This window comes from Rhizobium sp. Pop5, assembly GCF_024721175.1.
Lineage (GTDB): Bacteria > Pseudomonadota > Alphaproteobacteria > Rhizobiales > Rhizobiaceae > Rhizobium.
The window spans coordinates 1,248,797-1,273,498 of the sequence record NZ_CP099399.1; the positions used below are offsets into that span (position 1 = coordinate 1,248,797).

Genomic DNA, 24,702 nt, shown 5'->3' on the forward strand with positions numbered 1-24,702 from the left:
AAAAAACAGCTACGCCGGCGTGGAAGCCAGCGCAACACTCAGCGCTACATGGATACCGGCCTTCCGACATGGACAGGGAAATCGCCGCGGTCAAGGGGTTTGCTACATTTTTACTTCTTGCGCACCGTGCAATCGAGGGGGATTGCGCGTCAAATGCAGGCCTATGATTGTGGCTCGTCGGTTCGACACGCGGTTCCTGCAGTTGCAAAACCGCTCGCTGTTATCGCCAAGGCTCAGTCGGAAAGCGAAACGAGGCCGCCCTGATGCCGATGCAGCCTGCCTGAAATATCGAGTTCCAGAAGAACGACATAGACGGCCGATGCCGAAAGACCCGTGTGGCGGATGACGTCATCGACCTCAACCGGTGTCGGCCCGAGAGCCTCGATGACGCGGTTCCGGTCAGAATCGTCGGGCGGCACGATCATCGCCTTGCCGTCACGCGCCGGTTCCTCCGCCATCGATGACGGAAACACATCGAATTGCACAAGCGGCGCCAAAGCCTCGACGACATCAGCAGGCGTGGTGACGATCGAGGCGCCTTCCTTCAGCAGACCATTGGTGCCGTGGCAGCGCGGATCGAGCGGTGAGCCCGGCACGGCAAATACGAGGCGGCCGAATTCGCCAGCAAGCCGCGCCGTGATCAGCGATCCCGAGCGCTCGGCCGCTTCGACGACAACGAGGCCGAGCGCGATGCCGGCGATCAGCCGGTTGCGGCGCGGGAAGTCACGGGCGCGGGGTTCCCAGCCGAAAGGCATCTCGCTCACCGCCAGTCCGTTGCCGCCCGTTATTTCATCGAGCAGACCGATATTCTCTGGCGGATAGGGCTGGTCGAGGCCGCCGGCGAGCGCCGCAATCGTGCCTGTGTCGAGACTTGCCCGATGTGCCGCGGTATCGATGCCGCGCGCAAGCCCGGAGACGACCGTATAACCCGCCCGGCCGCAGTCGCGCGCCACCATGGCTGCAAATTTGGAGCCGGCGACCGAAGCGTTGCGTGAGCCGACGATGCCGATGGCCGGCCGTTTGGCGGCGGAAAGCGCGCCCTTGACGGCAAGAAGCGGTGGCGCTCCGTCGATCTGCTTCAGCGCCTGCGGATAGTCCGGCTCGCCGATGCCGACGAAGCGGGCGCCGAAACGGTGCGCTGCCTCGAGCTCCCGATGCGCCTCGGCCTCGCTGGCGATGCGGATCGCCCGCGTGGCGCCGCCTCTTGCCGAAAGCTCCGGCAGCGCCGTAAGCGCGGCTTCAGCCGAACCGAAATGATTGATGAGGTCGCGAAAGGTTGCTGGGCCGATATTGTCGGAACGGATCAGGCGCAGCCAGGCAATCTTCTGCCGTTCGGTCAGCACAACGCCTTTGGGTGCCGCGCTCAGCGCATCCATTATCCTTTCGCCCCGATCTTGCTTTCCGTCCCGTCCATCAGCCGGGAGATATTCGCCTTGTGCTTCCAGTAGGAGATCAGGGTCATAATCGCCATAACGGCTGCAACCTTTTCATTGCCGAGTATCCACAGCGCGATCGGAATGACGAGCATGGCGATGAGCGCCGACAGCGAGGAGTAGCGCGTGGTGAAGGCGACCGCCAGCCAGACGGCGGCGAAGAGCACGACCATGATCGGCGCGACGCCGAGCAGGGTGCCTATATAGGTGGCGACGCCCTTGCCGCCTTTGAAACCGATCCAGACCGGGAACAGGTGGCCGATGAAAGCGAAGAAACCGGCAATGATCGCCGCTTCCTCACCAAGGAAATAGCCGACGACCCAGGCCGCGGCCGATGCCTTGAGCGCGTCGAGCAGCAGCGTCGCAGCCGCGAGTTTCTTGTTGCCGGTTCTCAGCACATTGGTCGCACCGATATTGCCGGATCCTATGCTACGTACGTCGCCGAGCCCGGCGGCCCGCGTCAGGATCAGGCCGAAAGGAATGGAGCCGAAGAGATAGCCGATGACGGCGGCCGCAAGCGCGATCGGCAATGTAATCTGCCATGACATGAGATTGGATAACATAAGCGCCCTCAGCCCTCCGTGGCTTATCAGTCCAGCCTTTCCTAGAGTGCGTGGACGAGCTTTCCCGAGACATATGTCGCGACGGCCCGTCCGCTGAAGCGCGCATCTTCGAACGGCGTGTTCTTCGAGCGGGAGAGAAGCATGTCTTTGGCGACAAGCCAAGGCTCATCGAGATCGATCAGCGTGATATCGGCCGCCGCACCCGGCTTCAGGGTGCCGGCATCAAGGCCGAAGATTTGAGCGGGACGCGTGGACATGGCGTCGATCAGGCGCATCAGGCTCACCTGGCCGCTGTGATGAAGTCTGAGGGCCGCCGCCAGCGTGGTTTCCAGGCCGACCGCACCATCCGCCGCCTCGCCGAAGGGCAGGCGCTTCGTGTCGACATCCTGCGGGTCGTGCGAGGAGACGATGATATCGATCGCCCCGCTCGCAACCGCCTCGGCCATCGCCACCCGGTCACTTTCCGGGCGCAGCGGCGGATAGAGCTTGAAGAAGGTGCGGTATTCGCCGATGTCGTTTTCGTTGAGCGAGAGGTTGTTGATCGAGACGCCACAGGTCACTTTGGCGCCGCGGCTGCGGGCGCGCTCGATGGCCTCGACTGATTCCGGCACCGAGATCATCGCGGCGTGATAGCGACCGCGTGTCAGCTCAGCAATCCTGAGGTCGCGTTCGAGCGGAATGAGTTCGGCCTCCTTCGGTATGCCGGAAAGTCCGAGCCAGCTCGCGAAAAGCCCCTCATGCATGACGCCGTTGGCGCCGAGATATTTGTCGCGCGTTTCGCAGGAGATGACGGCGCCGAATTCGCGCGCATAGGTCATGATCCGCCGAAGCACCTGCGTGTTGTGGACGCTCGAATGGGCATCGGTGAAGGCGACGGCGCCAGCCTGCATCAGGAGGCCGATCTCCGTCATCTCCTCGCCGGCAAGACCCTTGGTGATGGCGGCTGCCGGATAGACGTGGACGGCGGCCGTATCCCGCGCCGTCTTCTTGACGAATTCGACGAGCGCGATGTCGTCGATGACTGGATCGGTGTCCGGCATCATGATGATTGAGGTGACGCCGCCGGCCGCCGCCGCCCGGCTTGCCGAGGCGATCGTCTCGCGGTGCTCGCCGCCGGGTTCGCCGATATGGACGCGGGCATCGACGAGGCCGGGCGTTGCGACAAGGCCGGTGCAGTCGCGGATGACGGCGCCTTGCGGCGCGCCCTGGTTCTGCGCCTCGTGGCCGGCAGCAAGGATCACGCCGTTTTCTGCGATGATCGTCCCGACTTCATCGAGATTGCGCGAAGGATCGACGATGCGGACACTCTTGAGGACGATCGGGTTGCTCATGCCATCATTCCACCGGTTCGGGGACCCTGGTTCTGCGAGACGAGCAGTGTTTCCATCACCGCCATGCGCACCGCGACCCCCATCTCAACCTGCTCGGCGATCACGCTCTGCGGCCCGTCCGCCACTTCCGAGGCAATCTCCACGCCGCGGTTCATCGGGCCGGGATGCATGACCAGCGCATCCTCCTTCGCCGCCTTCAGCGTTTCGGCATCGAGCCCGTAGAAATGGTAGTATTCACGCACCGAGGGCACGAAGGCGCCGGACATGCGCTCGCGCTGCAGCCTAAGCATCATCACGACGTCGGCGTCCTTCAGCCCTTCCTTCATCGAATGGAAGACCTCGACGCCCATCTCGGCGATGCCGGCGGGCAGGAGGGTGGCGGGCGCGACGACGCGCACGCGCGCCCCCATGGCGTTGAGCAGCAGGATATTGGAGCGCGCCACGCGCGAATGCAGCACGTCGCCACAGATCGCCACGATGATGCGCGAAAGCTTGCCCTTGGCGCGACGTATGGTCAATGCGTCGAGCAGTGCCTGGGTCGGATGTTCGTGCTGCCCGTCGCCGGCATTGACGACCGAGCAGGAAACTTTCTGGGCAAGCAGAGCCGCGGCCCCCGCACTCGAATGGCGGATCACCAGCACGTCGGGGCGCATCGCATTCAGCGTCATCGCCGTATCGATCAGCGTTTCGCCTTTCTTCACCGAGGAATTGCCGACCGACATGTTCATGACGTCGGCGCCGAGCCGTTTGCCGGCAAGCTCGAAGGAGGCCTGCGTGCGGGTCGATGCCTCGAAGAAGAGGTTGATCTGCGTCAGCCCGCGTAGCGTCGACGTCTTCTTTTCTCTCTGGCGGCTGATCTTGACGGCTTCGTCGGCCTTGTCGAGAAGATAGGTGATATCCTGCTCGGTGAGGCCCTTGATGCCGATGAGGTGGCGGTGGGGGAAAAAGACCATGACCCTGCCTCTTGCTGTCTCTGCCGGGTCTATAAAGAGTGCGGCCCGCGGGGGCAAGCATGCGCTGTGGGCAAAGGCTTATGTCCCCATGCATTTTCGCCTGAATTCCGATAGAGCAGAATGAGCGAATCATAACTTCCGGTTTCCTTTTGCCGGGCTCTTGCACTAGAAGCGAATAATGACCTCCGCCAACCGGACTGACGACAAACTCGCAGAACTCAACCAGCCGAGCCTGTGGTCCGGCATCAATGCCTATCGGTCCGATCCGCTGATCGTCGATCTGACGGCGGCCTTGCCGCGCGGCATCCGCGAAGATCTGGAAAACATGGGCCGCTACGTCACCTCGCCGGAAGCGCAGGAATTGGCGCGCATGGCCAACCAGGGCACACCGCAGCTGCGCACCCATGGCCCGCGCGGCGAGCGTCTCGATGTCGTTGAATTCCATCCCGCCTGGCATGCACTGATGCGCCGCTCCATGTCGGTCGGCCTGCATTCCTCCGTCTGGGATCCGCAGGCCGATACCGAAGCCAAGGATGAGGGCCACAAGGTTCGCGCCGCGCGCTTCTATCTGATGGCGCAGCTGGAATCTGGCCATCTCTGCCCGCTGACGATGACGAGCGCCTCCGTTGCTGCCCTTTCTGCGTCGCCTGCCGTGCAGAAAGATTGGGCCCCGAAGATCCTCTCGCGCAAATATGATTCGTCGAACAAGCCTGCCATGCAGAAGTCCGCCGTGACCATCGGCATGGGCATGACGGAAAAGCAGGGCGGCACGGATGTGCGCGCCAACCGCAGCGCCGCCGAAAAGGTCAGCGAAGGCATATACCGGCTGTCCGGCCACAAATGGTTCATGTCCGCTCCGATGAGCGACGCCTTCATCATGCTGGCGCAGACCAAGGAGGGCATGGGCTGCTTCCTGGTGCCGCGCCTTCTGGAGGATGGGTCGGCGAATGGCCTGCAGTTCCAGCGGCTGAAGGACAAGGTCGGCAACCGCTCCAACGCCTCTTCCGAAGTTGAGTTCACTGATACCTTCGGTTTCCTGCTCGGCGGCCCGGATGCCGGCATCCGCACCATTCTCGACATGGTGACGCTGACGCGGCTCGACTGCGCGCTCGCTTCTTCAGGCATCATGCGCGCCTCGCTCGCCGAGGCCGTGCACCATACGCGCGGCCGCAGCGTCTTCGGCAAGATGCTCGTCAACCAGCCGATCATGACGCGCGTGCTCGCCGATATGGCGCTCGATGTCGCGGCCGCGACGGCGCTCTCCTTCCGGCTTGCCGATGCCTTCGACAAGGCGCGCGGCAATGCCGAGCAGGCGGCCTATGCCCGCGTCATGACGCCGGTCGCCAAATACTGGTGCTGCAAGATCGCGCCGGCGCTGATTTACGAGGCGATGGAATGCATCGGCGGCAATGGTTACATCGAGGAGCGCCCGATCGCCCGCCATTACCGCGAGGCTCCAGTAAACGCCATCTGGGAAGGCTCAGGCAACGTCATGGCACTGGATGTGCTGCGTGTGCTCAACCGCGGCAAGGATCTGTTCGAGACGGTTTTTGCTGGCCTAGCTCGTGATCTCGGCCCGGCCGGCAAGAAGACGATCGACGTGCTGCGCGCCGCAATCGCGCTCTGCGAACAGGACGAGGGCGCGGCACGCCTGCTCGTCGAGCAACTGGCTCTTGCCGCCGGTGCGGCGGAGCTTTACCGGCTCGGGGCAGGGCGCATCGCCGATGCCTTCATCGAGACGCGCCTTGCCGGCGGCTGGCGATCCACCTACGGCATGCTCGATTCCCGCTTCGACGCGAGCTACATCGTCGATCTGCTCTATCCCCCGGCGGCCTGATCACAAATGAGGATGATGATTGCTCTTCGCCTGTTCAAACCAGGCGATATCGAGCATTAGAGGTGCCATCTTGCTCGCGAGGGAATCGAGCAATCCGCAAGCCGAGATGCTCGGCGATCGGATCAAAATCACGATCATCGTGCAGGAGTGAATGGCCTTCCTCAATGCAGAATGTGCCGACCATCACATCGATGGTCTTGCGCACTGTGATGCCGCGCTCCCGCAGCTGACGGTAATTGCGAGCTGCTTTGACAGCGAGGCTGTCGCCAAGCATCGGGCGAACTGTGAATTGGCGCAGACATCGGCGTCATGGGGTTCAAGATCGACGATACCATCTCCATAAACGAAAATCCGGCCGCGTCGCCGCAGCCGGATCATCATCTACGTCCGAAAATCAGCTTTCAGAAGAAGCCGCGGCGCTGCCACCAGCCGGCTTTCTTCGGCTTGCCGTCGTCGCTGTCGCCATTTTCGCTGCGAGTGGATTTCACCGTTGGCTCGGACGAGGAGATGTTGGATTCGCGGTTGGCGCGAACCGGCTTTGCCTCTTCCTGGGCAGACCCTCCGAGATCGGCAGAGGCTTCGACCACTTCCGGTTCGGCTTCGACGGCGGGTGCGGTTACTTCTTCCGCTACCGGTTCTTCGACCGGTGCCGCGGCGGGTTTGCGGCGGCCGCGGCCACGGGCGGGCTTCACCTCTTCGGCGACGACGGCCGCACCTTCGACGGCCGCTGCGGCCTGGCCTTCGCCGGCCTGTTCAGCAATCGTCTCGACGATTTCGGCTTCAGCGGGAGCAGCGTCATCCGAAGCATCGTCGCCTTCGTCTTCGTCACCACCATTGCCTTCGCCGGCTTCACCGGCCGTCAGTTCGGAACCGTCTTCGGCGCGATTGCGGCGGCCGCCGCGCTTGCCGCGACGGCGGCGCTTGCGGCGCTGCGATTCCTCGCTTTCAGCACGGGCTTCGGGGGAAGCGGCGGCGTTTTCATCGCCTTCGCTGCCTTCGTCCTCGCCGTCTTCCTCTTCCTCACCGGCTTCACCTGCAGCGGATGCCGGCTGCTCGGCATTGCCGTTGCGGCCGCGACGGCGCCTACGGCGCTTGCGCTTGCGGTTGCCGTCACCTTCGCCTTCCGAGCGCACTGTGGCGGCACGTTCGGCAGCGGCCGGCTTTTCCTCGAGCTCTTCGTCTTCCTCCTCATCCGCCTCGATGACGATATCGTCGTCGTCATCCTCGGGAATGGCTGCGAAGTTGAAGAGGCTTTCGATCTTGACCGGGTTTTCCACGGCTTCGCCGCGGTCGATCGCGAAGTGCTGCGCACCTACCGAACCGTCGGCATCGATGATGATCGCGACACCGAAGCGAGCTTCGTAATCGACGATCGTCTGACGCTTGTGGTTGAGAAGGTACAGGGCGATATCGGGCGTCGTGCGGACGGTGATGTTGTGCGTCGTGTTCTTCAGCAGATATTCCTCGATGCCGCGCAGCACATGCAGGGCGACGGAGGACTGCGAACGGACGTGGCCCGTACCGCCGCAATGCGAGCAGACCTGTGTCGTCGATTCGAGAACGGAAGCGCGAATGCGCTGGCGCGACATTTCGAGCAGACCGAAATGCGAGATGCGGCCGACCTGGATGCGAGCGCGGTCGTTCTTCAGGCATTCCTTCAGCTTCTTCTCGACGGCGCGGTTGTTGCGCTTCTCTTCCATGTCGATGAAGTCGATGACGATCAGACCGGCGAGGTCGCGCAGGCGAAGCTGGCGGGCGATTTCTTCCGCAGCCTCGAGGTTCGTCTGGAGAGCTGTGTCCTCGATCGAGTGTTCGCGCGTCGAGCGGCCGGAGTTGACGTCGATCGAAACCAACGCTTCCGTCTGGTTCATGATCAGGTAACCGCCGGAACGCAGCGTCACTTGCGGCTGCAGCATGCGGTCGAGCTGAGCTTCGATACCGGAACGCGAGAAGATCGGGTGGATATCGCGATAGGGCTGAACCACCTTGGCATGGCTCGGCATCAGCATCTTCATGAAGTCTTTCGCTTCACGATAGCCTTCCTCGCCGGCAACGATGATCTCGCCGATATCCTTGTTGTAGAGGTCGCGGATCGAACGCTTGATCAGCGAGCCTTCTTCATAAACGAGGCAGGGAGCGGTGGAGGCGAGCGTCAGCGTGCGCACGTTCTCCCACAGACGCATCAGATATTCGAAGTCGCGCTTCACCTCGACCTTGGTGCGGTTCGCACCGGCCGTGCGCAGGATGACGCCCATGCCCTGCGGCACTTCGAGCATGCGGGCGATTTCCTTCAGGCGCTTGCGGTCCTGCGGATTGGTGATCTTGCGGGAAATGCCGCCGCCGCGCGCCGTATTCGGCATCAGAACCGAGTAGCGGCCTGCGAGCGAAAGATAGGTGGTGAGCGCTGCACCCTTGTTGCCGCGCTCCTCCTTGGCGACCTGTACGAGCAGGATCTGGCGGCGCTTGATGACTTCCTGGATGCGGTACTGCTTGCGCGGCTTGCGCTGCACGCGATCCGGCACCTCTTCCATGGCGTCTTCAGCGCCGACGGATTCGATGACTTCCTCTTCGCCGTGATCGTCGTCATCGTCGTCATCGTCGTGGCGACGCTTGTTGGTGTCGATATCCTCGGAGATCGTGTCGGTTTCAACCATCGCCGCCATCGTGCCGCCGGTTGAACCGTCATCTTCGTTGTCGACGTTCGAAGCACCCTCCGCTTCGACATCCGTGGGAACGGCATCCTCGGTCGGAGTCGTTTCGGCGACTTTCTTGCGGCTGCGGCGCGGTCTTGCCTTCTTCGCGGGCGCCTCCTCGGCGGCCTCAGGCGAAGTTACGACCTCCGTCGCTGCGACAACTTCTTCCGTCACTGCCTCGTCCGCTGCGGCAGCCGGTTCGGGTGCCTCGGCCGAAACGATGCCGACATCCGGCTGGTCCTGGGTCGAAAGGTCGACCATCGGCGCGGTTTCGACGTGTTCGACGTCCTCGTCGCGCCGGTGCTCTTCGGCTTCGGCCCGAAGCAGCGCCTGACGGTCGGCGAGGGGTATCTGGTAATAGTCGGGATGGATTTCGGCGAAGGCCAGGAAGCCGTGCCGGTTGCCGCCGTAATCGACGAAGGCGGCCTGCAGCGAGGGTTCGACCCTCGTTACCTTTGCGAGATAGATGTTGCCGCGGATCTGCTTCTTGTGCTGCGACTCGAAGTCAAATTCTTCTATGCGGTTCCCGCGAACGACAACGACGCGCGTCTCTTCCTCGTGAGACGCATCGATAAGCATTTTGTCTGCCATGTAAGCTGTGCTCCTCGGCGTGGCCGCGAGAGCGCATTCCCGACTGCTGTTAAAACAGAAAGAATGCGGTCCACCGTGGCCGCGCCGGATAATGAAAGTCGCGCCTGGCGCGAAGAGGAGAGCAGCAGCCAGACCGCAACCGGAACCATTTCGGTCCGGGGCCTGTAGACTTCAGATAAAACCTGCTGCGAAACCATCAACAACCAAGCGTGATCGACAAATACGAAGACCCGTTTTGGGTCCGATGAGTTTGCTCCCTGAGAGCGTGGTGGCTGATCCACCAATGAAGTTCCGACAAAAGCCGGAAAATCAGGATCCAGTTCTGGGGTTGAAGCGCATGAGACGGCGGACGATGACCGATGTGGCGCCAGGTCCTGATCTGGCTGGCAGCCTTGCGGCGACTCTATCCCGTCAGCACTTCTACCCTAAAATTCGTTGTATGTTTTCTCTGTTACAATAGCAAGGGAAAAGCCAAATGTGCCATAATATTGATGGATTTCGAAACGCATAGAAGCTGGGGATCAAGCGGTTGCGATTCGGCAGGCGGCAAAGGTGTTTCGCTCCTGGGCGTCAGCCTTCGTCATGGCTGGTCCATCGCGATATAAATAGGGTGTGGCGGTTTATTGTTTAAGAGGGCTCGGATCGCGGCGAAATCCGCAACGCGGCGATCGACATTCGCAAGGCGGGTTCTGGCTGCGGCGCTCGTCGCCGTTTGCCTCCTGCCTGAGGTCGCGGGCTCCGCGCAAACGAAAGATCCGCTGCTTGCCTACGGCGCGCGCATTATCGGCGATGACGCCAGAACACGCATCGTCATCGATTTCGACCGCGAACCGCGTTTCTCCGTCCATTATATCGCCAATCCGGAACGCATCGTTGTCGATCTGCCGGCGACCGCCTTCGGGTTTCCGGCGAAGGATCTCGCCGCCCGCGGCCTCTTCAAGGATATCCGCTACGGCAAGATGGACGAGGAGAGCGCGCGTATCGTGCTGACGGCGGCAAGCCCGGTGAAGCTGGCGCTCGCGAAGGTGCAGGCCGACGAGGCCGGCAAGGGCCATCGCCTCGTTCTCGAGGCCGAGATGATCGACAAGCAGGCTTTTGCCGAATTGGTCAGGACGCAATCCTGGAATGATCGGGCCGAAGCGGCTGAGACGACGAGCGCGATTCCGGCGCCGGAGAAGACTGCTCCCGGCGATTTCGTCATCGCCGTCGATGCCGGTCATGGCGGCATCGATACCGGTGCGATCGGCGTCGACACCAAGACCGAGGAAAAGCAGGTGACGCTCGCCTTCGCCAAGGCTTTGACCGACCGGCTGAACAAGGAGCCCGGCATCAAGGCTTTCCTGACCCGCGAGGACGACGAATTCCTGTCGCTTTCGCAGCGCGTGCTGATTGCCCGTCAGAACCATGCCGGCCTCTTCATTTCGCTGCACGCCGACACGCTGAAACAGAAGGATATTCGTGGCGCGACCGTCTATACGATCTCTGACAAGGCCTCTGACAAACTCGCCGCCGACCTTGCCGAACGCGAAAATCTCTCCGACCAGATTGCCGGCAAGGAAACGGTTGCCGAGCCGCCCGAAGTCGCCGATATCCTGCTTGACCTGACGCGGCGCGAAACGCAGGCCTTCTCGATTTCACTCGCCGAAAGCGTGTTGAATTCCTTCAGGGATCAGGTTGGCACGATCAACAATCCGCACCGCCATGCCGGCTTCCGCGTGCTGCAGGCCCCTGATGTGCCGTCGATCCTTCTCGAACTCGGTTTCCTGTCGAATGCCGATGACGAGAAACGGCTGTTGGATGAGACCTGGCGCGGCAAGATCGCCGATCTCCTGACCGATGCAGTCAAGCGATACCGCGCCGCCGTCATGGCGAATGGCGGTTGATGCCCCATTTGCCGAGCGGTTGGCAGCAGCAACATGTGCAAAAACAAATGCTAAGGCGCATCGCGTGAATCAAATTCTGAGCGAAACCTTTCCTGAGTGCCGAAGGGGAGGGCGTTGCTCGGATGCGACACTGCCGATGAAACGCAGGCACAACCGTGAATGCGGCGGGCAGAGCCCTATTTTCCTCACATTCGCGCCGTTACTCCGGTCTATGTGTTTCGCAATAAGTGAGACGAAATCGGCTTGTAGCGCCAACGCGCATGGGGTAAGCCCCGCAGCGTGCAAAGAGACATGATCTGTGCGATTGTGCGGCTGCGCCGATCTAATGATTAGACATACCGGTAGCTGAAAAAATATGGTTAGACTTCTTGGATATTTCTTCGGAATAGCGTGCGTCGGATTCCTGGGCGCCGCGGCTGTTGTTGCCGTCTATCTGGCGAGCGTGACGAAGGATCTTCCGGACTATGCCGTATTGAGCAGCTATGAGCCGCCGGTCACGACACGTGTCCATGCCGGCAACGGCGCGCTGATGGCCGAATATGCCAAACAGCGGCGCTTGTTCCTGCCAATCCAGGCCGTGCCCGATCGCGTCAAGGCAGCCTTCCTTTCGGCCGAAGACAAGAATTTCTATCAACACCCGGGTATCGATGTCACAGGCTTCATGCGTGCCGTGGTCGCCTATTTGACCGGCGGTCCGACGCAGGGCGGTTCGACCATTACGCAACAGGTGGCAAAGAATTTCCTGCTGTCGAGCGAACAGACCATGGAGCGCAAGGCCAAGGAAGCGATCCTGTCCTTCCGCATCGAACAGGCCTACAGCAAGGACAAGATTCTCGAGCTTTATCTGAACGAGATTTTCTTCGGCCTCAATTCCTATGGCGTCGCCAGCGCTTCCCTTACCTATTTCAATAAGTCTGTCAGCGAGTTGACGATTGCCGAGGCGGCATACCTCGCATCGCTGCCAAAGGGACCGGCCAACTACCATCCCTTCCGCCATCCCGAAGCCGCAATCACGCGCCGCAACTGGGTGATCGACCGGATGGTCGAGAATGGCTATGTCAGCCAGAGCGATGGCGCGGAAGCCAAGAAGCAGCCCCTTGGCGTCACGGTCCGCAGTTCCGGCCCCTCGCTCTTTGCCTCGGATTATTTCGCCGAAGCCGTACGCCGTCAGCTGATCGACCAGTATGGCGAAAAGGCCCTCTATGAAGGCGGCCTTTCGGTGCGAACCTCGCTCGATCCGCAGATGCAGCTTGCAGCCCGCAAGGCACTGCAGGACGGCCTCGTCACATATGACGAGCGCCGTGGTTTCCACGGCCCGATCAGCCAGATCGACGCAAGTGGCGACTGGGGCAAGGCACTTGCCGATATTCCCGCTCTTTCCGACGTGCCGGAGTGGCAACTCGCTGTCGTGCTCGCCGTCTCCGACAGCAACGTCGATATCGGCCTGCAACCGGACAAGGACGGGAGAGGCAAGGTAGGGACCGACCGTCAACGGGGCACGATCGACGCCAAGAATATGCAATGGGCTTTCCGTTCATCGGACGGCTCCCGCAAGACCACGAAATCGCCGGTCGGCGCGGTAGCTCCCGGTGACGTCGTCTATGTCGAGAAGCTCGGCGACGATGCGTCGACTTCCTATCGTCTGCGTCAGCCGCCGAAGGTCCAGGGCGGTCTCGTCGCCATGGACCCGAAGACCGGCCGCGTGCTCGCCATGGTCGGCGGCTTTTCCTATGGCCAGTCCGAATTCAACCGCGCGACCCAGGCGATGCGTCAGCCGGGCTCTTCGTTCAAGCCCTTCGTCTACGCTGCGGCGATGGACAATGGTTATACACCGGCTTCCGTCATCATGGATGCGCCGATCGAGATCGTCTCGGGCGGCCAGGTCTGGAAGCCGGAAAATTACGGCGGTGAAGTCGGCGGCCCGTCGACGCTGCGCTCGGGTATCGAGCACTCGCGCAACCTGATGACCGTGCGCCTTGCCAACGATCTCGGCATGAACATCGTAGCCGAATATGCTGAGCGCTTCGGCATCTACGATCACATGCTGCCGGTTCTCTCCATGTCGCTCGGCGCCGGCGATACCACGGTGCTGCGCATGGTCTCGGCCTATTCGGTCATCGCCAATGGCGGCAAGCAGATCAAGCCGACATTGATCGACCGCATTCAGGACCGCTACGGCAAGACGATCTTCAAACATGAGGAGCGTCTCTGCGAGGGCTGCAATGCCGGCGACTGGCAGAATCAGGAAGAGCCGAATGTCGTCGATAACCGTGAAACCGTCCTCGACCCGATGACCGCCTACCAGATCACCTCGATGATGCAGGGCGTTATCCAGCGCGGCACTGCCGCCGGCAAGGTCGATCTCGGCGGTCGTGACGTCGCGGGCAAGACCGGCACCACCAACGACGAGAAGGACGCCTGGTTCGTCGGCTTCACGCCGGATCTGGTCGCTGGTCTCTATATGGGCTTCGATACGCCGGCCCCGCTCGGCCGCGGCGGCACCGGCGGCGGTCTCTCCGCGCCGATCTTCAATGAATTCATGCAGGCTGCCGTCAAGGACATGGCGGAATCGAAGTTCGTTATCCCGCCGGGCATGAACCTGATCCCGATCGACCGCAAGACCGGCATGGCCGCTGTCGAGGGCGATCCGAACACCATCATCGAGGCCTTCAAGCCGGGTACCGGCCCAGCCGACAGCTTCTCCGTCATCGGCATGGACAGCACCATGGCTCCCGACGAGATACTGAAGACCTCCCCGCAGGCCAACCAGGCCGTTCAGACCGGCACGCCCGGCCTCTTCTGACCGCCGTCGAATTTGGACGTCTATAGCGGCTCTTTACATCCGCCGCAGGCGTCTCTATGTCACCAGCACTTGATAAGACCGATACAGAGAAGCAGGAAAATGCGAGCTGAAATCGAAAACGTGGTCGATGAAACCAAGCAGGCTATCACCCTGCTGAGGAGGCATCTTTGACTGGGACCAGGCGATAAGACGACTGGACTGGTTGAACAATAAGGCAGAGGACCCGAACCTCTGGAACGACGCCACCGAAGCGCAGAAGCTGATGCGCGAACGCCAGCAGCTCGATGACGGCATTACCGGCGTCAGGGCAGCTCGAACAGCAGCTGAACGACAATATCGAGCTGATTGAACTCGGTGAGGAAGAGGGCGACGAAGGCATCGTCAAGGAGGCCGAGGACACGCTGAAGGCGTTGAAGGCCGAGGCTGCGCGCCGCCAGGTGGAAGCGATGCTCTCCGGCGAGGCCGACGGCAACGACACCTATCTCGAAGTCCATTCCGGCGCCGGCGGCACCGAAAGCCAGGACTGGGCGAACATGCTTCTGCGCATGTACACCCGCTGGGCTGAGCGTCAGCGTTTCAAGGTCGAGCTTCTCGAAGTCCACGACGGTGAAGAAGCGGGCATCAAATCCGCGACGCTGCTCGTCAAGGGCCACAACGCCTATGGCTGGCTGAAGACGGAGTCGGGCGTGCACCGCCTCGTGCGTATCTCGCCTTATGACAGCAACGCGCGTCGCCACACGTCCTTCTCATCGATCTGGGTCTATCCTGTTGTCGACGACTCTATCAACATCGAGATCAACGAAAGCGACTGCCGTATCGACACGTATCGTTCGTCGGGCGCCGGCGGTCAGCACGTCAACACGACCGACTCGGCAGTGCGTATCACGCATATTCCGACGGGCATCGTCGTTGCCTGCCAGCAGGAACGCTCGCAGCACAAGAACCGCGCCAAGGCCTGGGAAATGCTGCGTGCCCGCATGTACGAAGCCGAATTGAAGAAGCGGGAAGAGGCTGCAAACGCCGAAGCCGCCTCGAAGACGGATATCGGCTGGGGCCATCAGATCCGCTCCTACGTCCTGCAGCCCTACCAGCTGGTCAAGGATTTACGCACCGGTGTCGCCAGCACAGCGCCGGACGATGTGCTCGACGGCGAGTTGAACGAGTTCATGGAAGCGGCCCTTGCCCATCGCATCAGTGGTGCCGCCGATGCCGTTGTCGACGATGTCGATTGACGGATAAAAGCAAGATCGAGACGAAAAGGCCCCGGTAACGGGGCTTTTCTTTTGCTCAGGCCGTCGCGCCGATATCGGTGCCTTGAAACAGCGCTGCCGACAGATCGGCAACCGTGTCATGAATGGCTGCGCGCTCGATGCCCGGGGGATCGGTGAAAAGCTCTGCCGCAAAGGCAAGGCCAAGACCGGTGCCTTCGGGCACAAAGACGTAATGTCCAAGACCGCCGCCGAGGATTTTAAGAGCGCTGCGTTTCAGCCGTGCATGCAGCCATGATGAACATTCTTCCGCTGGCGCCGCACTGTCGGCATCGCCGACCAGGATAAGGGCGGGCGAATCGACGGCTTTCAGGCTTTCTTCACTGAAACCGAGAACGGATCGGCCGGGCGCGCAGACGAGCGCGGCTTTGATTCTCGCGTCTCGATAGGACCATGACATGCGGGACCATGAGTCGCGAAACACGGCGCTGGTGCGAAGTAATGTCGGAATGTGATCGGCCAGATCGGGAAATTCCCTCGGGCCGCGCGGACCGCCCGGCTTCAGCCTCGACGGTTCGAATTGCGAGAACTGGGCGACGGCGCCGAGCAACAGCATCACGCTGTAGGCGCCGGCCGAAAATCCTGCGGCGAACACACGCGATAGATCGATATGGTCTGAAAGGTCGCCCAGCCAGTCGCTGGAATGATCGAGCATGTGGCTGAGGTCAGGCGCCCGCTCCCAAAGGCAGGCGAAGCCTTCGGCGCGATAGGGCTCGCCTCCGGTATTGCCGTGATGATTGACGCCGAGCGCTGCAAATCCGCGATGGACCAGGCGTCGCGCCAGCCATTCCAGCCCGGCGGCAGATCCGCCGGTTCCATGCGAGAGAAGAACGAGAGGATAAGGCCCCGCTGCGGGCCGAATGGGCGCATCGCGTGCGACCGCCGCTTTCTGGAACCAGCTTCTCTCCGGAAAATCACTTTCCTCCGCCTCGTCAGCGGCGGGGTACCAGAGGGACCAACTGATCGGTCTCGGGCCGTCGGAGTTCCAGTTCGGCCTTTTCTCGTCGTAGAGGACGCCGTCGCGAAAGCCGAGCTTCATCTCCCGGATGCCTCTCCGAACGGGACCTCGCTGTTCAATTGGTCGCCTTCTCGACGGTAATGTCGCCGAATTCGTCGATCAGCACGGTCCAGCCATCGGGTTCCGCCGCGGGATCGGTCTTGAGATAGACGGTGGCGAAGAGCCCCGGCTCCTTGATCAGACCGTTCGAATTCTCGGGACGTATATCGGTGACATAAGGCTTCAGGTCGCTGAATTCCTGCAGCTCGATGGTCGAGACCACAGCCGGATCGGTCGCGGTCTGGGCAATCTGCTGCAGATAGAGCTTCGAGGTCCTGTCCGGCTGGCGGACGGCAAAGAGCTTGTAGTAGCCGTGACGCTTCACGGTTTTTCCGTCGGGATCGGCAGCGGCCTCGGCACCTGTGGGCGCCCGCTCGACTGCAGGCGAGTGACCGTCGTCCTCCCAATAGCCGGTGCTGGTCGCAAAAATCACCGATGCCGGCAGGATGGCATCCTGCGCCGGGGCTGCTACGGCCGACCATCCCAGAAGGAAAACCGTTGTCATCAATAGCTGTCGCATTGCCATCGTCTCAATCCTTGAACTGCTCGGCGAGAATACGGTCGGACCACGAGCGGTCTGGATCGGAAAGGATACGAGCCGTCATATGCTCGGACTGGGCGATGCGGACATGCAGCACCGATTTGACCTCGGTATTGTCGGCCACCGCATTCACCGGCCGCTTTATCGGCTCGAGAACATCGATATCGACGGTGACCTTGTTCGGAAGCAGCGCTCCCCTCCAGCGTCGCGGCCTGGAAGGCGCTGACCGGCGTCATGGCGAGCAAGGGCGCCTCGAGCGGCAGGATCGGTCCGTGGGCGGAGAGATTATAGGCCGTCGACCCGGCAGGCGTTGCCACCATCAGTCCGTCGCAGATCAGTTCTTCCAGGCGCACGCGCCCGTCCACCACGACCCTCAGATTGGCGGCCTGATAGGACTGGCGGAACAGATAGACCTCGTTGATGGCGAGCGCGGTGGTGTTGGTGCCGTCGGCATTGGCCGTCGTCATCTTCAACGGCCGGAAGGCGTTTTCGACGGCAGAACAGATGCGCTCCTGAAGCCGGTCGGTGCGGTAATCATTCATCAGGAACCCGACGGAACCGCGATTCATGCCATAGACCAGCTTGCCGGAGTTCATGGTGCTATGAAGCGTCTGCAGCATGAAACCGTCGCCGCCGAGCGCGACGATGACGTCGGCTTTCTCCGCCGGCACGTCGCCATAGAGCTGAATCAACTCTTCGCGTGCTGCGAGTGCCTCCATCGTCGGCGAGGCGAGAAAGGAAAGCGTCTGAAATGAACGGCCCATGCGATGCCCTTTGTGAAGCTGCTCTAGCTAAAGGATAAAGGGCTGGTGCGACAAGGACTTTTGCAGTGCGAGGTTTCGCTTCGACGCCAATCGTCAACGACAACAGATTGGGTGAGCGGCCGATAGCTGGCTCTTGGTGCACTCCGCCGTCGCCCGAGGATGGATTTTTCTTTACAGAATCGCAGAATCTGTTAGTTGGGCAGCTATTGCCCTTGTAGCTCAGTTGGTAGAGCACCTGATTTGTAATCAGGGGGTCGCGGGTTCGAACCCTGCCGGGGGCACCATCCTCATTCCGCGATTGGCGTTGTCTCGATGAACGGCGCATGAAGCACCGCTTCAGCGGCAATTCAGCCGTGGCGGTGCATCTTATCCTCATCGTCAATGAGGAACCTGCCATGAAGATCGCGCATATTGTTCTGATCGCTGCCATTTCCGCTGGCGCGGCTTTCGCGTCCATCGCGCCCGCAAGCGCCATGCCCGTCGACCGCCCGGCAGTCTCTGCGCAAGCCGATATCGTCCAAATCCACGACAGCTGGCGGAGTGATCGCTGGCGTGATGACCGTGACTGGCGTGACGATCGGGATTGGCGTGATCGCCGCGAGTGGCGTCCGTCCGACTGGCGGTATGAGCGTCGTCACTGGCGGCCGTGGCGTGTCGAGGGTTGGCGGGAGCGCCGTGAGTGGCGTTACGACGATCGCGAGATGCCCCGGTTCTATCGCGGCTAAGGCATGTGCTCCGCCGGCCCTCAATGCGTGACAGGTTCGTTGACGCTTGCTTCGATCCTGTCGCCATTGCCGGTCTGGCCGGCGCCAGACGGCGACATCATCACGATGCTGAGTACGGAGGCGACCATGAAGGCGATGACGGCGATCATCATCCGCATAGGCGTTTAATCCTCGTTCGGTTGCGGGATTAACGCATGATCGCAGTCCGCGTTCCTGCCCGTTCTATTGCGCCGTTCCCGGCGTCGCGGGGCCGGGCGCCGTCGGCGATAGGGGATCGGGCTGGTGGACAGGATGCGTTGTGTCCACCCATATGATGCTGAGAATGATCCCGACGAAGACCGCGATGAAGAGGACACCGAAAATCAGTGGTCGAATGGCCATGGGGCGGATGTTCCTCCTTGCCTCTGATCGATTGCGACAATCGGTCGTCGGCCGATCATAGTGCGCGAGAGCATCTTTCCAAGGTAAAAATGGATCTCTCGCGGTTTTGACTAAGCGCTGGACGATCGCCGCCCACAGTTTTGCATCTGTCACCCGGGTTCAAACCATGTCACAGATATCGAAAACATCGGGGGAGGCGGGGAATATGTGCAGGCGCGCGGTCACGACATCGGTCATTGTTGCGGCGTCCATATCTTTTGCCGGCGCATCGGATAGCGCGGCTCCCTTCGATAGACCAGTGAAAGTGGACGTCGTGGCGCTTCCCAGGGATGAACTCAATCCAGATGCGAAGCCGAAGATCACCTGCAGCCGTTATTCCACATTCACCGTTAAGGAGATCGACCTCGGCGAGGTCGGCGCCGAAAAGCTGGTGCTGCTTGCCGCCGACGCGCCTTGCGAGCGCGCGGGCGAGCGCGAGCGGGTGATCGAGGACGACACCGCGGGATATGTGATGGGCGTCAGCGCCGGTTTCGTCTTCTTCCGTGCGGCGGATGGATGGAACGGCGGGTTGCCCTTCGTCGTCTATGATTCGGCGACGGGCGAGCGGCTGCTAGACGATTCCCTGGAAGGCGAAAGTTTTGGCGCGATCAGGAGCGGGAAGGGGGAGCTGACCCTCGATTTCCGCCGCGTCTACACGGCTTCCTGCTCGCTCTATCTGCAGGGAACTGCCTGCGCGAAGGCGATCGCCGCCGACACGGGTCTGCAGCCGAAGCAATTGCCGGATTGTACCAGCGCTTACAAAGCTGAGATGAGGCGCAGTCCTGAGCACGCCAAGGAAATCGAAAAACTGCCGAGCGTAATCGTCTATCCGGTCGAACTGTCTTATGCGGCGGGTGAGACGGTGCGCAGGCCGATGGACGGAACGACCGCCTGCCGGACGCCGAGCTGATCGAGATTTACTGGCGCACGAGGGAAAGCGGCTTGCCGCCTTCCTGCTTCGACTTGTCGAAATTGCCATCAGGGCGCATGTCGAAGGCAAGTGACGAACCATCATGGCCAATCAAAGTGAGGCCGAAGCCCTCGATATGCCAGACTGCAAGCTTCAGCTTGGCGACATTGGCGGCGCAGTCACCGGAGAGTGACAGCGGCGCATTGCCGCCCGCTTCGGCATCCCCTTTGAGTGTCAGGCCGCAGAGCTTTTCGCCGTCGGGCCGCTGCATCGTCCATGTCCCGGCAAGGCTGCCGAAGGTCGGCAGACGATCGATCCCGTCGGGCGCTGCGAGCAGCAGGAGCGGCATGCCGTCTTCCGTCTTCATTGGAGAGCCTTCGTTCTCGACGAAGCGGGCGAGCACTTTGCGCGTCGGATCGAGCAGGATGAGGCCGCCGTTGCCGTCGAAATTCCAGGCAGCGGCTTCGGCAAGCGCCGGCAGCGGCTTGGTGCAGGAATCCTGACCGGAAAGCGAATGGCCGCCGATCGCCATGTCCGTTTCGAGCGTCAGCCGGCATCCGGCTGCACCGCTATCAGGGGCAATGAGATAGGTTCCGGCCTGCGCCTTGATAATATCGGGATCGATATCCTGCCCGTATACCGCGCCACAGACAAGCAGCGTCGCCGCCGAAGCGGCGAGCCGAAGAACGAAACGGATCATGACAATTCCCCCCTTTGTCCGGTCCGCCTGTGGACCGCTTATGCCTTCAAGTAGAGCCGCGCCGCATAAAGCGCGATCGCCGCCGCGTTCGAGACGTTCAGCGATTTGATTGCGCCTGGCATGTCGAGGCGGGCGAGCGCGCCCACGGTCTCGCGAGTTTTCTGCCGTAGCCCCTTGCCCTCGGAGCCAAGCACCAGAGCCACCTTCTCGCCGGAGAACGTGCCTTCGAGCGGCGCCGGCCCTTCCGAATCGAGTCCGATCGTGGAGAAGCCAAGCTTGTGGAGTTCACCGAGCGCATCGGCGAGATTGGTGATCTGTATATAAGGTATCAGCTCCAGCGCGCCGGAGGCGGATTTGGCAAGCACGCCTGACTCGGTCGGGCTATGTCTCTGCGTGGTGATGACCGCGCCCGCATTGAAGGCGACGGCTGAGCGCATGATCGCGCCGACATTATGAGGATCGGTGACTTGGTCGAGGACGAGCAGGAGAGGGCTGTCCTTCAGCGCTTCGAGCCGGCGCATCGGCAGCGGCCGTGTTTCCAGCATCACACCCTGATGGATCGCTTCCGGGCCGAGCACCTTGTCGATCTCCTGCGGTGAAACGGTCTCGACGGGAATGCCGAGCGTGCCGGGGTCGATATCGAGGCGAGCGAGCGCGTTCGGCGTTACGAATAGCTTGATCTTTTTGCGCTCGGGATTGTCGAGGGCGGCGCGCACCGTATGCAGGCCGTAGAGATGCACCTGGTCGGGGGCGAGCGCTGGCGGCTTCCAGTCCTCGGCGCCGCGTCTGCGCTTCTGCGGTTGAGGCGTCGGGATCTCGCCGCGCTCGCGTTTGGCGTCACGGTGGGCTCTCCGCAGATTGGCGTAGTGGGTATCTTTGGCGGATGGGTCTGTCGCGGTCTTGCCGCCGGATTTCTTATCTTTGCTCATGCGGCTTTATAGCCAGGGCACTCGCCGCCGCATAGGCCCTCTTTCATGTGCCGGCTTTCGGCGACGAATGAAATTTTTCGTGTTTTTTCCGTTGTCATCGTGTTGACAGACTGAAATGCTCCGGTCATATACGCGGCGCAGACGACGGGCGGCAACGCTTCGAAGTCTGACGAACTTGGTCTTCAAGATCCGGACGAAAACTGGAGAGATGCCCGAGTGGTTAAAGGGGACGGACTGTAAATCCGTTGGCTCAGCCTACGTTGGTTCAAATCCAACTCTCTCCACCATTCGTCATCGGATCTGACCATCCCGCGGGTATAGCTCAATGGTAGAGCAGCAGCCTTCCAAGCTGAATACGCGGGTTCGATTCCCGCTACCCGCTCCAGCTTCCCGCCTCGAATAATCCATGCGATCGCCGCGACGATGATCCGTGGATATCTCCGTTTTCTCCGGGATTTCAGCGATTCTTGAGGAGGTTTTGGCGAATCGCCTTGTAGGCGGCGAATTGTCTCCCATATGCGCTGTCACGCCAAGAATGGCGTCTGCAATTAAGTCTTGCGCAATTTCGCCGAAAGCCTTAAACGGCGGCACTAAACCGGTTCGCCGGGGCCACCATTTCGTTCACAGGAAGCATTCAAATGGCAAAGAGTAAGTTTGAGCGCAACAAGCCGCACGTCAACATTGGCACGATCGGCCACGTTGACCACGGCAAGACGTCTCTGACGGCAGCGATCACGAAGTACTTCGGTGAGTTCAAGGCGTATGACCAGATCGACGCTGCTCCGGAAGAAAAGGCACGCGGCATCACCATTTCGACGGCTCACGTCGAATACGAGACGCCGAACCGCCACTACGCGCACGTCGACTGCCCCGGCCACGCCGACTATGTGAAGAACATGATCACCGGTGCCGCCCAGATGGACGGCGCGATCCTGGTTTGCTCGGCAGCTGACGGCCCGATGCCGCAGACGCGCGAACACATCCTGCTCGCCCGCCAGGTTGGCGTTCCGGCGATCGTTGTGTTCCTGAACAAGGTCGACCAGGTTGACGACGCCGAGCTTCTCGAGCTGGTTGAGCTGGAAGTTCGCGAGCTTCTGTCGTCCTACGACTTCCCGGGCGACGACATTCCGGTTGTCAAGGGTTCGGCACTTGCTGCTCTCGAAGACTCCGACAAGAAGATCGGCGAAGACGCGATCCGCGAACTGATGGCAGCGGTTGACGCCTACATCCCGACGCCTGAGCGTCCGATCGACCAGCCGTTCCTGATGCCGATCGAAGACGTGTTCTCGATCTCGGGCCGCGGTACTGTTGTGACCGGCCGCGTCGAGCGTGGCATCGTCAAGGTTGGTGAAGAAGTCGAGATCGTCGGCATCCGTCCGACCTCGAAGACGACGGTGACCGGCGTTGAAATGTTCCGCAAGCTGCTCGACCAGGGCCAGGCTGGCGACAACATCGGCGCACTGGTTCGCGGTGTGAACCGTGACGGCGTCGAGCGTGGTCAGATCCTGTGCAAGCCGGGCTCTGTCAAGCCGCACAAGAAGTTCATGGCTGAAGCCTACATCCTGACGAAGGAAGAGGGCGGCCGTCATACGCCGTTCTTCACCAACTACCGTCCGCAGTTCTACTTCCGCACGACGGACGTGACTGGCATCGTCACGCTGCCGGAAGGCACGGAAATGGTTATGCCTGGCGATAACGTCACGGTTGCCGTCGAGCTGATCGTTCCGATCGCGATGGAAGAAAAGCTGCGCTTCGCCATCCGCGAAGGCGGCCGCACCGTCGGCGCCGGTATCGTCGCGAGCATCGTCGAGTAATCTTTGGATTGTCCTCGATTGCGAAACCCCGCTGGAAACAGCGGGGTTTTTCGTTATTGATGCCTGCGGCCTGTTTAACAGGTGTTGTAAAAATATCGTTAAACTGGCCTCTCACAGTATTTTGTTCATCTCACATTCAGAAACCGGTTTGTGAATGACCCATTTTAGTCCAGACTCCTTCTTGCAAAGGAGAGCCCGGATGATTCCAAAGGCCACGTTCGTTGCGACGATATTCGCAATGTATGTTTTCACGATGTTTTTCATCGCTGCAATTCCGCAAGAGGTTGTTCAGGCAGCCGGAGTGCAGATCAATGAGGTAAGCGTCGTCAAGTGACGACCCTTGCAGGGCATCGCAGGCTTCTGCGATGATCGGAAATGATCGGCCAGGCGCTCCCGGTAGGGTGCTCTTGGCGAGGCGGGGGTAAACCCCTTGCACGACGCTCGCTTGCTCTTCGCGCGGAAGCGTCTAACTATGCCTCCGGTTTCATGACACGGAGGATATTCCATGAAGAAACGTATCCTGTTTACGGGCGGTTCGGGCAAGGCAGGTCGCCATGCCGTGCCATGGCTGGTCAATGCCGGTTATGAGGTTCACAACCTCGATCTCGTGCCGCTGGATAGCCCCGGCGTTACCAATCTTATCGCCGACATCACCGACAGCGGCCAGGTCTTCAATGCGCTGTCGATGCATCGGGGTTTTCCCGATCTTGATGCGGGCAGGGGCGTGCAGCCCTTCGATGCCGTCGTGCATTTCGCCGCCATACCGCGCATCCTGATCAAGCCAGACAACGAAACCTTCCGCATCAACACGATGGGCACCTACAATGTCATCGAGGCGGCGGTGAAGCTCGGCATCAGGAAGATCGTCGTCGCATCGAGTGAGACGACTTACGGCGTCTGCTTTGCCGAGGGCCATCGCGATTTCCACCAGTTCCCCCTTGAGGAGGACTACGACGTCAACCCGATGGATTCCTACGGTCTTTCCAAGGTTGTCAACGAGAAGACGGCGCGCGCCTTTGCCGAACGCTCGGGCTACGACATCTATGCGCTGCGCATCGGCAATGTCATCGAGCCGCATGAATATGAGAGGTTCCCGACCTATTTCGCCAATCCCGAAATGCGCAAGCGCATCACCTGGAGCTATATCGACGCCCGCGACCTCGGGCAGATCTGCCATCTCTGCATCGAAAAGGATGGATTGGGCTATCAGGTCTTCAATGCCGCCAACGACACCGTTTCGGCCAATACGCCGTCGCGGGAACTCGCAAGGCGATTCTATCCGAACGTGCCCTTTACCCGCGAGATCGGCGAATATGAAAGCCTGCTCTCAAACCACAAGATCCGCGAGGTGCTGGGCTTTAAGGAAGAGCACGATTGGCGGAAGTATGTGAAGGTCTGACCGGCCTTGGCCACGAAATCGAGAAGCCATTGCCTGCATCTGATGAGAATGGCTTTGAAAATCGAAAATCGTGCTTGCCAATCCCGTG

The 24,702-nt window shown here is 61.1% G+C and carries 19 protein-coding genes, 3 tRNA genes and 3 pseudogenes; 12 read left to right on the forward strand and 13 right to left on the reverse strand.

What is annotated here, in order from left to right; genetic code table 11:
- Window positions 1–233 precede the first annotated feature (233 nt).
- From dprA to NE852_RS08285, 4 genes are read right to left on the reverse strand one after another with little or no spacing between them, the layout of a single operon-like run.
- Window positions 234–1,376: a DNA-processing protein DprA gene (dprA, locus tag NE852_RS08270; RefSeq protein WP_008521668.1), complete on the reverse strand. Its 1,143-nt coding sequence runs from the start codon at window positions 1,374–1,376 to the stop codon at window positions 234–236.
- Entirely contained in the window at window positions 1,376–1,996 is a 621-nt protein-coding gene (gene plsY, locus NE852_RS08275) for a glycerol-3-phosphate 1-O-acyltransferase PlsY (protein ID WP_008521666.1), read from the reverse strand. Before plsY ends, dprA begins: the two co-directional genes overlap by 1 nt.
- 41 nt (window positions 1,997–2,037) lie before the next feature.
- A complete protein-coding gene (locus tag NE852_RS08280; RefSeq protein ID WP_008521664.1) occupies window positions 2,038–3,327 on the reverse strand; it encodes a dihydroorotase in 1,290 nt (429 codons plus the stop codon).
- Window positions 3,324–4,280: an aspartate carbamoyltransferase catalytic subunit gene (locus NE852_RS08285; protein ID WP_008521662.1), complete on the reverse strand. Its 957-nt coding sequence runs from the start codon at window positions 4,278–4,280 to the stop codon at window positions 3,324–3,326. Before NE852_RS08285 ends, NE852_RS08280 begins: the two co-directional genes overlap by 4 nt.
- Window positions 4,281–4,458: 178 nt before the next feature.
- Here NE852_RS08285 and NE852_RS08290 point away from each other — a divergent pair, with 178 nt between their 5' ends.
- A complete protein-coding gene (locus NE852_RS08290; RefSeq protein WP_258156394.1) occupies window positions 4,459–6,117 on the forward strand; it encodes an acyl-CoA dehydrogenase family protein in 1,659 nt (552 codons plus the stop codon).
- 34 nt (window positions 6,118–6,151) lie between these two features.
- Here NE852_RS08290 and NE852_RS08295 read toward each other — a convergent pair.
- Window positions 6,152–6,415: pseudogene (locus NE852_RS08295) on the reverse strand (hypothetical protein); the annotation flags it as partial.
- Between the two features lie 103 nt (window positions 6,416–6,518).
- Window positions 6,519–9,401, reverse strand: a complete 2,883-nt coding sequence (locus NE852_RS08300) for a ribonuclease E/G (protein WP_258156395.1) — start codon at window positions 9,399–9,401, stop codon at window positions 6,519–6,521.
- Between the two features lie 623 nt (window positions 9,402–10,024).
- Here NE852_RS08300 and NE852_RS08305 point away from each other — a divergent pair.
- The 3 genes and pseudogenes from NE852_RS08305 (at window position 10,025) to prfB (ending at window position 15,319) form a co-directional block, all read left to right on the forward strand.
- The gene (locus NE852_RS08305) at window positions 10,025–11,284 is read left to right on the forward strand and encodes an N-acetylmuramoyl-L-alanine amidase (protein WP_258156396.1); all 1,260 of its coding nucleotides are present in this window, start codon (window positions 10,025–10,027) and stop codon (window positions 11,282–11,284) included.
- Between the two features lie 355 nt (window positions 11,285–11,639).
- Complete coding sequence (locus NE852_RS08310) at window positions 11,640–14,087, forward strand: penicillin-binding protein 1A (protein ID WP_258156397.1); 2,448 nt, start codon at window positions 11,640–11,642, stop codon at window positions 14,085–14,087.
- Window positions 14,088–14,186: 99 nt separating this feature from the next.
- A pseudogene (gene prfB / locus NE852_RS08315) lies at window positions 14,187–15,319 on the forward strand (peptide chain release factor 2).
- Window positions 15,320–15,374: 55 nt separating this feature from the next.
- On the opposite strand, the gene NE852_RS08320 reads toward prfB, so the two are convergent.
- From NE852_RS08320 to NE852_RS08330, 3 genes and pseudogenes are all read right to left on the reverse strand, one after another.
- On the reverse strand, window positions 15,375–16,394 hold the full coding sequence (locus tag NE852_RS08320) for a dienelactone hydrolase (RefSeq protein WP_008521548.1): 1,020 nt from the start codon (window positions 16,392–16,394) through the stop codon (window positions 15,375–15,377).
- Between the two features lie 34 nt (window positions 16,395–16,428).
- Window positions 16,429–16,938, reverse strand: coding sequence for a hypothetical protein (locus NE852_RS08325; protein ID WP_008521546.1), 510 nt, complete (start codon window positions 16,936–16,938; stop codon window positions 16,429–16,431).
- 4 nt (window positions 16,939–16,942) lie between these two features.
- Window positions 16,943–17,717 (reverse strand): annotated as a pseudogene (locus NE852_RS08330) (NAD kinase).
- Window positions 17,718–17,925: 208 nt separating this feature from the next.
- Between NE852_RS08330 and NE852_RS08335 the strand changes: the two are divergent.
- Both NE852_RS08335 and NE852_RS08340 read left to right on the forward strand, forming a co-directional pair.
- Window positions 17,926–18,001 (forward strand) — tRNA-Thr (locus NE852_RS08335).
- Window positions 18,002–18,040: 39 nt separating this feature from the next.
- A complete protein-coding gene (locus NE852_RS08340; RefSeq protein WP_008521543.1) occupies window positions 18,041–18,442 on the forward strand; it encodes a hypothetical protein in 402 nt (133 codons plus the stop codon).
- A gap of 20 nt (window positions 18,443–18,462) precedes the next feature.
- Here the strand turns inward: NE852_RS08340 and NE852_RS08345 are convergent, their stop codons facing one another.
- Together NE852_RS08345 and NE852_RS08350 are read right to left on the reverse strand one after the other, a co-directional pair.
- A complete protein-coding gene (locus NE852_RS08345) occupies window positions 18,463–18,600 on the reverse strand; it encodes a hypothetical protein (RefSeq protein ID WP_008521540.1) in 138 nt (45 codons plus the stop codon).
- 64 nt (window positions 18,601–18,664) lie between these two features.
- Entirely contained in the window at window positions 18,665–18,823 is a 159-nt protein-coding gene (locus tag NE852_RS08350) for a hypothetical protein (protein ID WP_008521538.1), read from the reverse strand.
- Between the two features lie 298 nt (window positions 18,824–19,121).
- Here NE852_RS08350 and NE852_RS08355 point away from each other — a divergent pair, with 298 nt between their 5' ends.
- Complete coding sequence (locus NE852_RS08355; protein ID WP_258156398.1) at window positions 19,122–19,772, forward strand: hypothetical protein; 651 nt, start codon at window positions 19,122–19,124, stop codon at window positions 19,770–19,772.
- A gap of 7 nt (window positions 19,773–19,779) precedes the next feature.
- Here NE852_RS08355 and NE852_RS08360 read toward each other — a convergent pair whose 3' ends face one another.
- Complete coding sequence (locus tag NE852_RS08360) at window positions 19,780–20,472, reverse strand: AprI/Inh family metalloprotease inhibitor (protein ID WP_008521435.1); 693 nt, start codon at window positions 20,470–20,472, stop codon at window positions 19,780–19,782.
- 38 nt (window positions 20,473–20,510) lie between these two features.
- Window positions 20,511–21,401, reverse strand: a complete 891-nt coding sequence (locus NE852_RS08365; protein ID WP_008521433.1) for an RNA methyltransferase — start codon at window positions 21,399–21,401, stop codon at window positions 20,511–20,513.
- 202 nt (window positions 21,402–21,603) lie between these two features.
- Here NE852_RS08365 and NE852_RS08370 point away from each other — a divergent pair.
- The 5 genes from NE852_RS08370 to NE852_RS08390 all read left to right on the forward strand — a co-directional run bounded on the left by NE852_RS08370 (window position 21,604) and on the right by NE852_RS08390 (window position 24,614).
- Window positions 21,604–21,688 (forward strand) — tRNA-Tyr (locus NE852_RS08370).
- A 24-nt stretch (window positions 21,689–21,712) separates the two neighbouring features.
- Window positions 21,713–21,786: transfer RNA gene (locus NE852_RS08375), tRNA-Gly, on the forward strand.
- A gap of 253 nt (window positions 21,787–22,039) precedes the next feature.
- Complete coding sequence (gene tuf, locus NE852_RS08380; protein WP_126924401.1) at window positions 22,040–23,215, forward strand: elongation factor Tu; 1,176 nt, start codon at window positions 22,040–22,042, stop codon at window positions 23,213–23,215.
- Window positions 23,216–23,414: 199 nt separating this feature from the next.
- Window positions 23,415–23,549 (forward strand): hypothetical protein, encoded by a 135-nt coding sequence (locus NE852_RS08385; RefSeq protein WP_008521422.1) that lies wholly within the window; start codon window positions 23,415–23,417, stop codon window positions 23,547–23,549.
- Window positions 23,550–23,720: 171 nt separating this feature from the next.
- The gene (locus tag NE852_RS08390) at window positions 23,721–24,614 is read left to right on the forward strand and encodes an NAD(P)-dependent oxidoreductase (RefSeq protein ID WP_008521420.1); all 894 of its coding nucleotides are present in this window, start codon (window positions 23,721–23,723) and stop codon (window positions 24,612–24,614) included.
- Window positions 24,615–24,702 lie beyond the last annotated feature (88 nt).

Coding starts and splice junctions, on each gene's coding strand:
- dprA (WP_008521668.1), bottom strand. CDS start 1,376: ATGGATGCGCTGAGCGCGGCACCCAAAGGCGTTGTGCTGACCGAACGG.
- plsY (WP_008521666.1), bottom strand. CDS start 1,996: ATGTTATCCAATCTCATGTCATGGCAGATTACATTGCCGATCGCGCTT.
- NE852_RS08280 (WP_008521664.1), bottom strand. CDS start 3,327: ATGAGCAACCCGATCGTCCTCAAGAGTGTCCGCATCGTCGATCCTTCG.
- NE852_RS08285 (WP_008521662.1), bottom strand. CDS start 4,280: ATGGTCTTTTTCCCCCACCGCCACCTCATCGGCATCAAGGGCCTCACC.
- NE852_RS08290 (WP_258156394.1), top strand. CDS start 4,459: ATGACCTCCGCCAACCGGACTGACGACAAACTCGCAGAACTCAACCAG.
- NE852_RS08300 (WP_258156395.1), bottom strand. CDS start 9,401: ATGGCAGACAAAATGCTTATCGATGCGTCTCACGAGGAAGAGACGCGC.
- NE852_RS08310 (WP_258156397.1), top strand. CDS start 11,640: ATGGTTAGACTTCTTGGATATTTCTTCGGAATAGCGTGCGTCGGATTC.
- NE852_RS08320 (WP_008521548.1), bottom strand. CDS start 16,394: ATGAAGCTCGGCTTTCGCGACGGCGTCCTCTACGACGAGAAAAGGCCG.
- NE852_RS08325 (WP_008521546.1), bottom strand. CDS start 16,938: ATGGCAATGCGACAGCTATTGATGACAACGGTTTTCCTTCTGGGATGG.
- NE852_RS08340 (WP_008521543.1), top strand. CDS start 18,041: ATGAAGCACCGCTTCAGCGGCAATTCAGCCGTGGCGGTGCATCTTATC.
- NE852_RS08345 (WP_008521540.1), bottom strand. CDS start 18,600: ATGCGGATGATGATCGCCGTCATCGCCTTCATGGTCGCCTCCGTACTC.
- NE852_RS08350 (WP_008521538.1), bottom strand. CDS start 18,823: ATGGCCATTCGACCACTGATTTTCGGTGTCCTCTTCATCGCGGTCTTC.
- NE852_RS08360 (WP_008521435.1), bottom strand. CDS start 20,472: ATGATCCGTTTCGTTCTTCGGCTCGCCGCTTCGGCGGCGACGCTGCTT.
- NE852_RS08365 (WP_008521433.1), bottom strand. CDS start 21,401: ATGAGCAAAGATAAGAAATCCGGCGGCAAGACCGCGACAGACCCATCC.
- tuf (WP_126924401.1), top strand. CDS start 22,040: ATGGCAAAGAGTAAGTTTGAGCGCAACAAGCCGCACGTCAACATTGGC.
- NE852_RS08385 (WP_008521422.1), top strand. CDS start 23,415: ATGATTCCAAAGGCCACGTTCGTTGCGACGATATTCGCAATGTATGTT.
- NE852_RS08390 (WP_008521420.1), top strand. CDS start 23,721: ATGAAGAAACGTATCCTGTTTACGGGCGGTTCGGGCAAGGCAGGTCGC.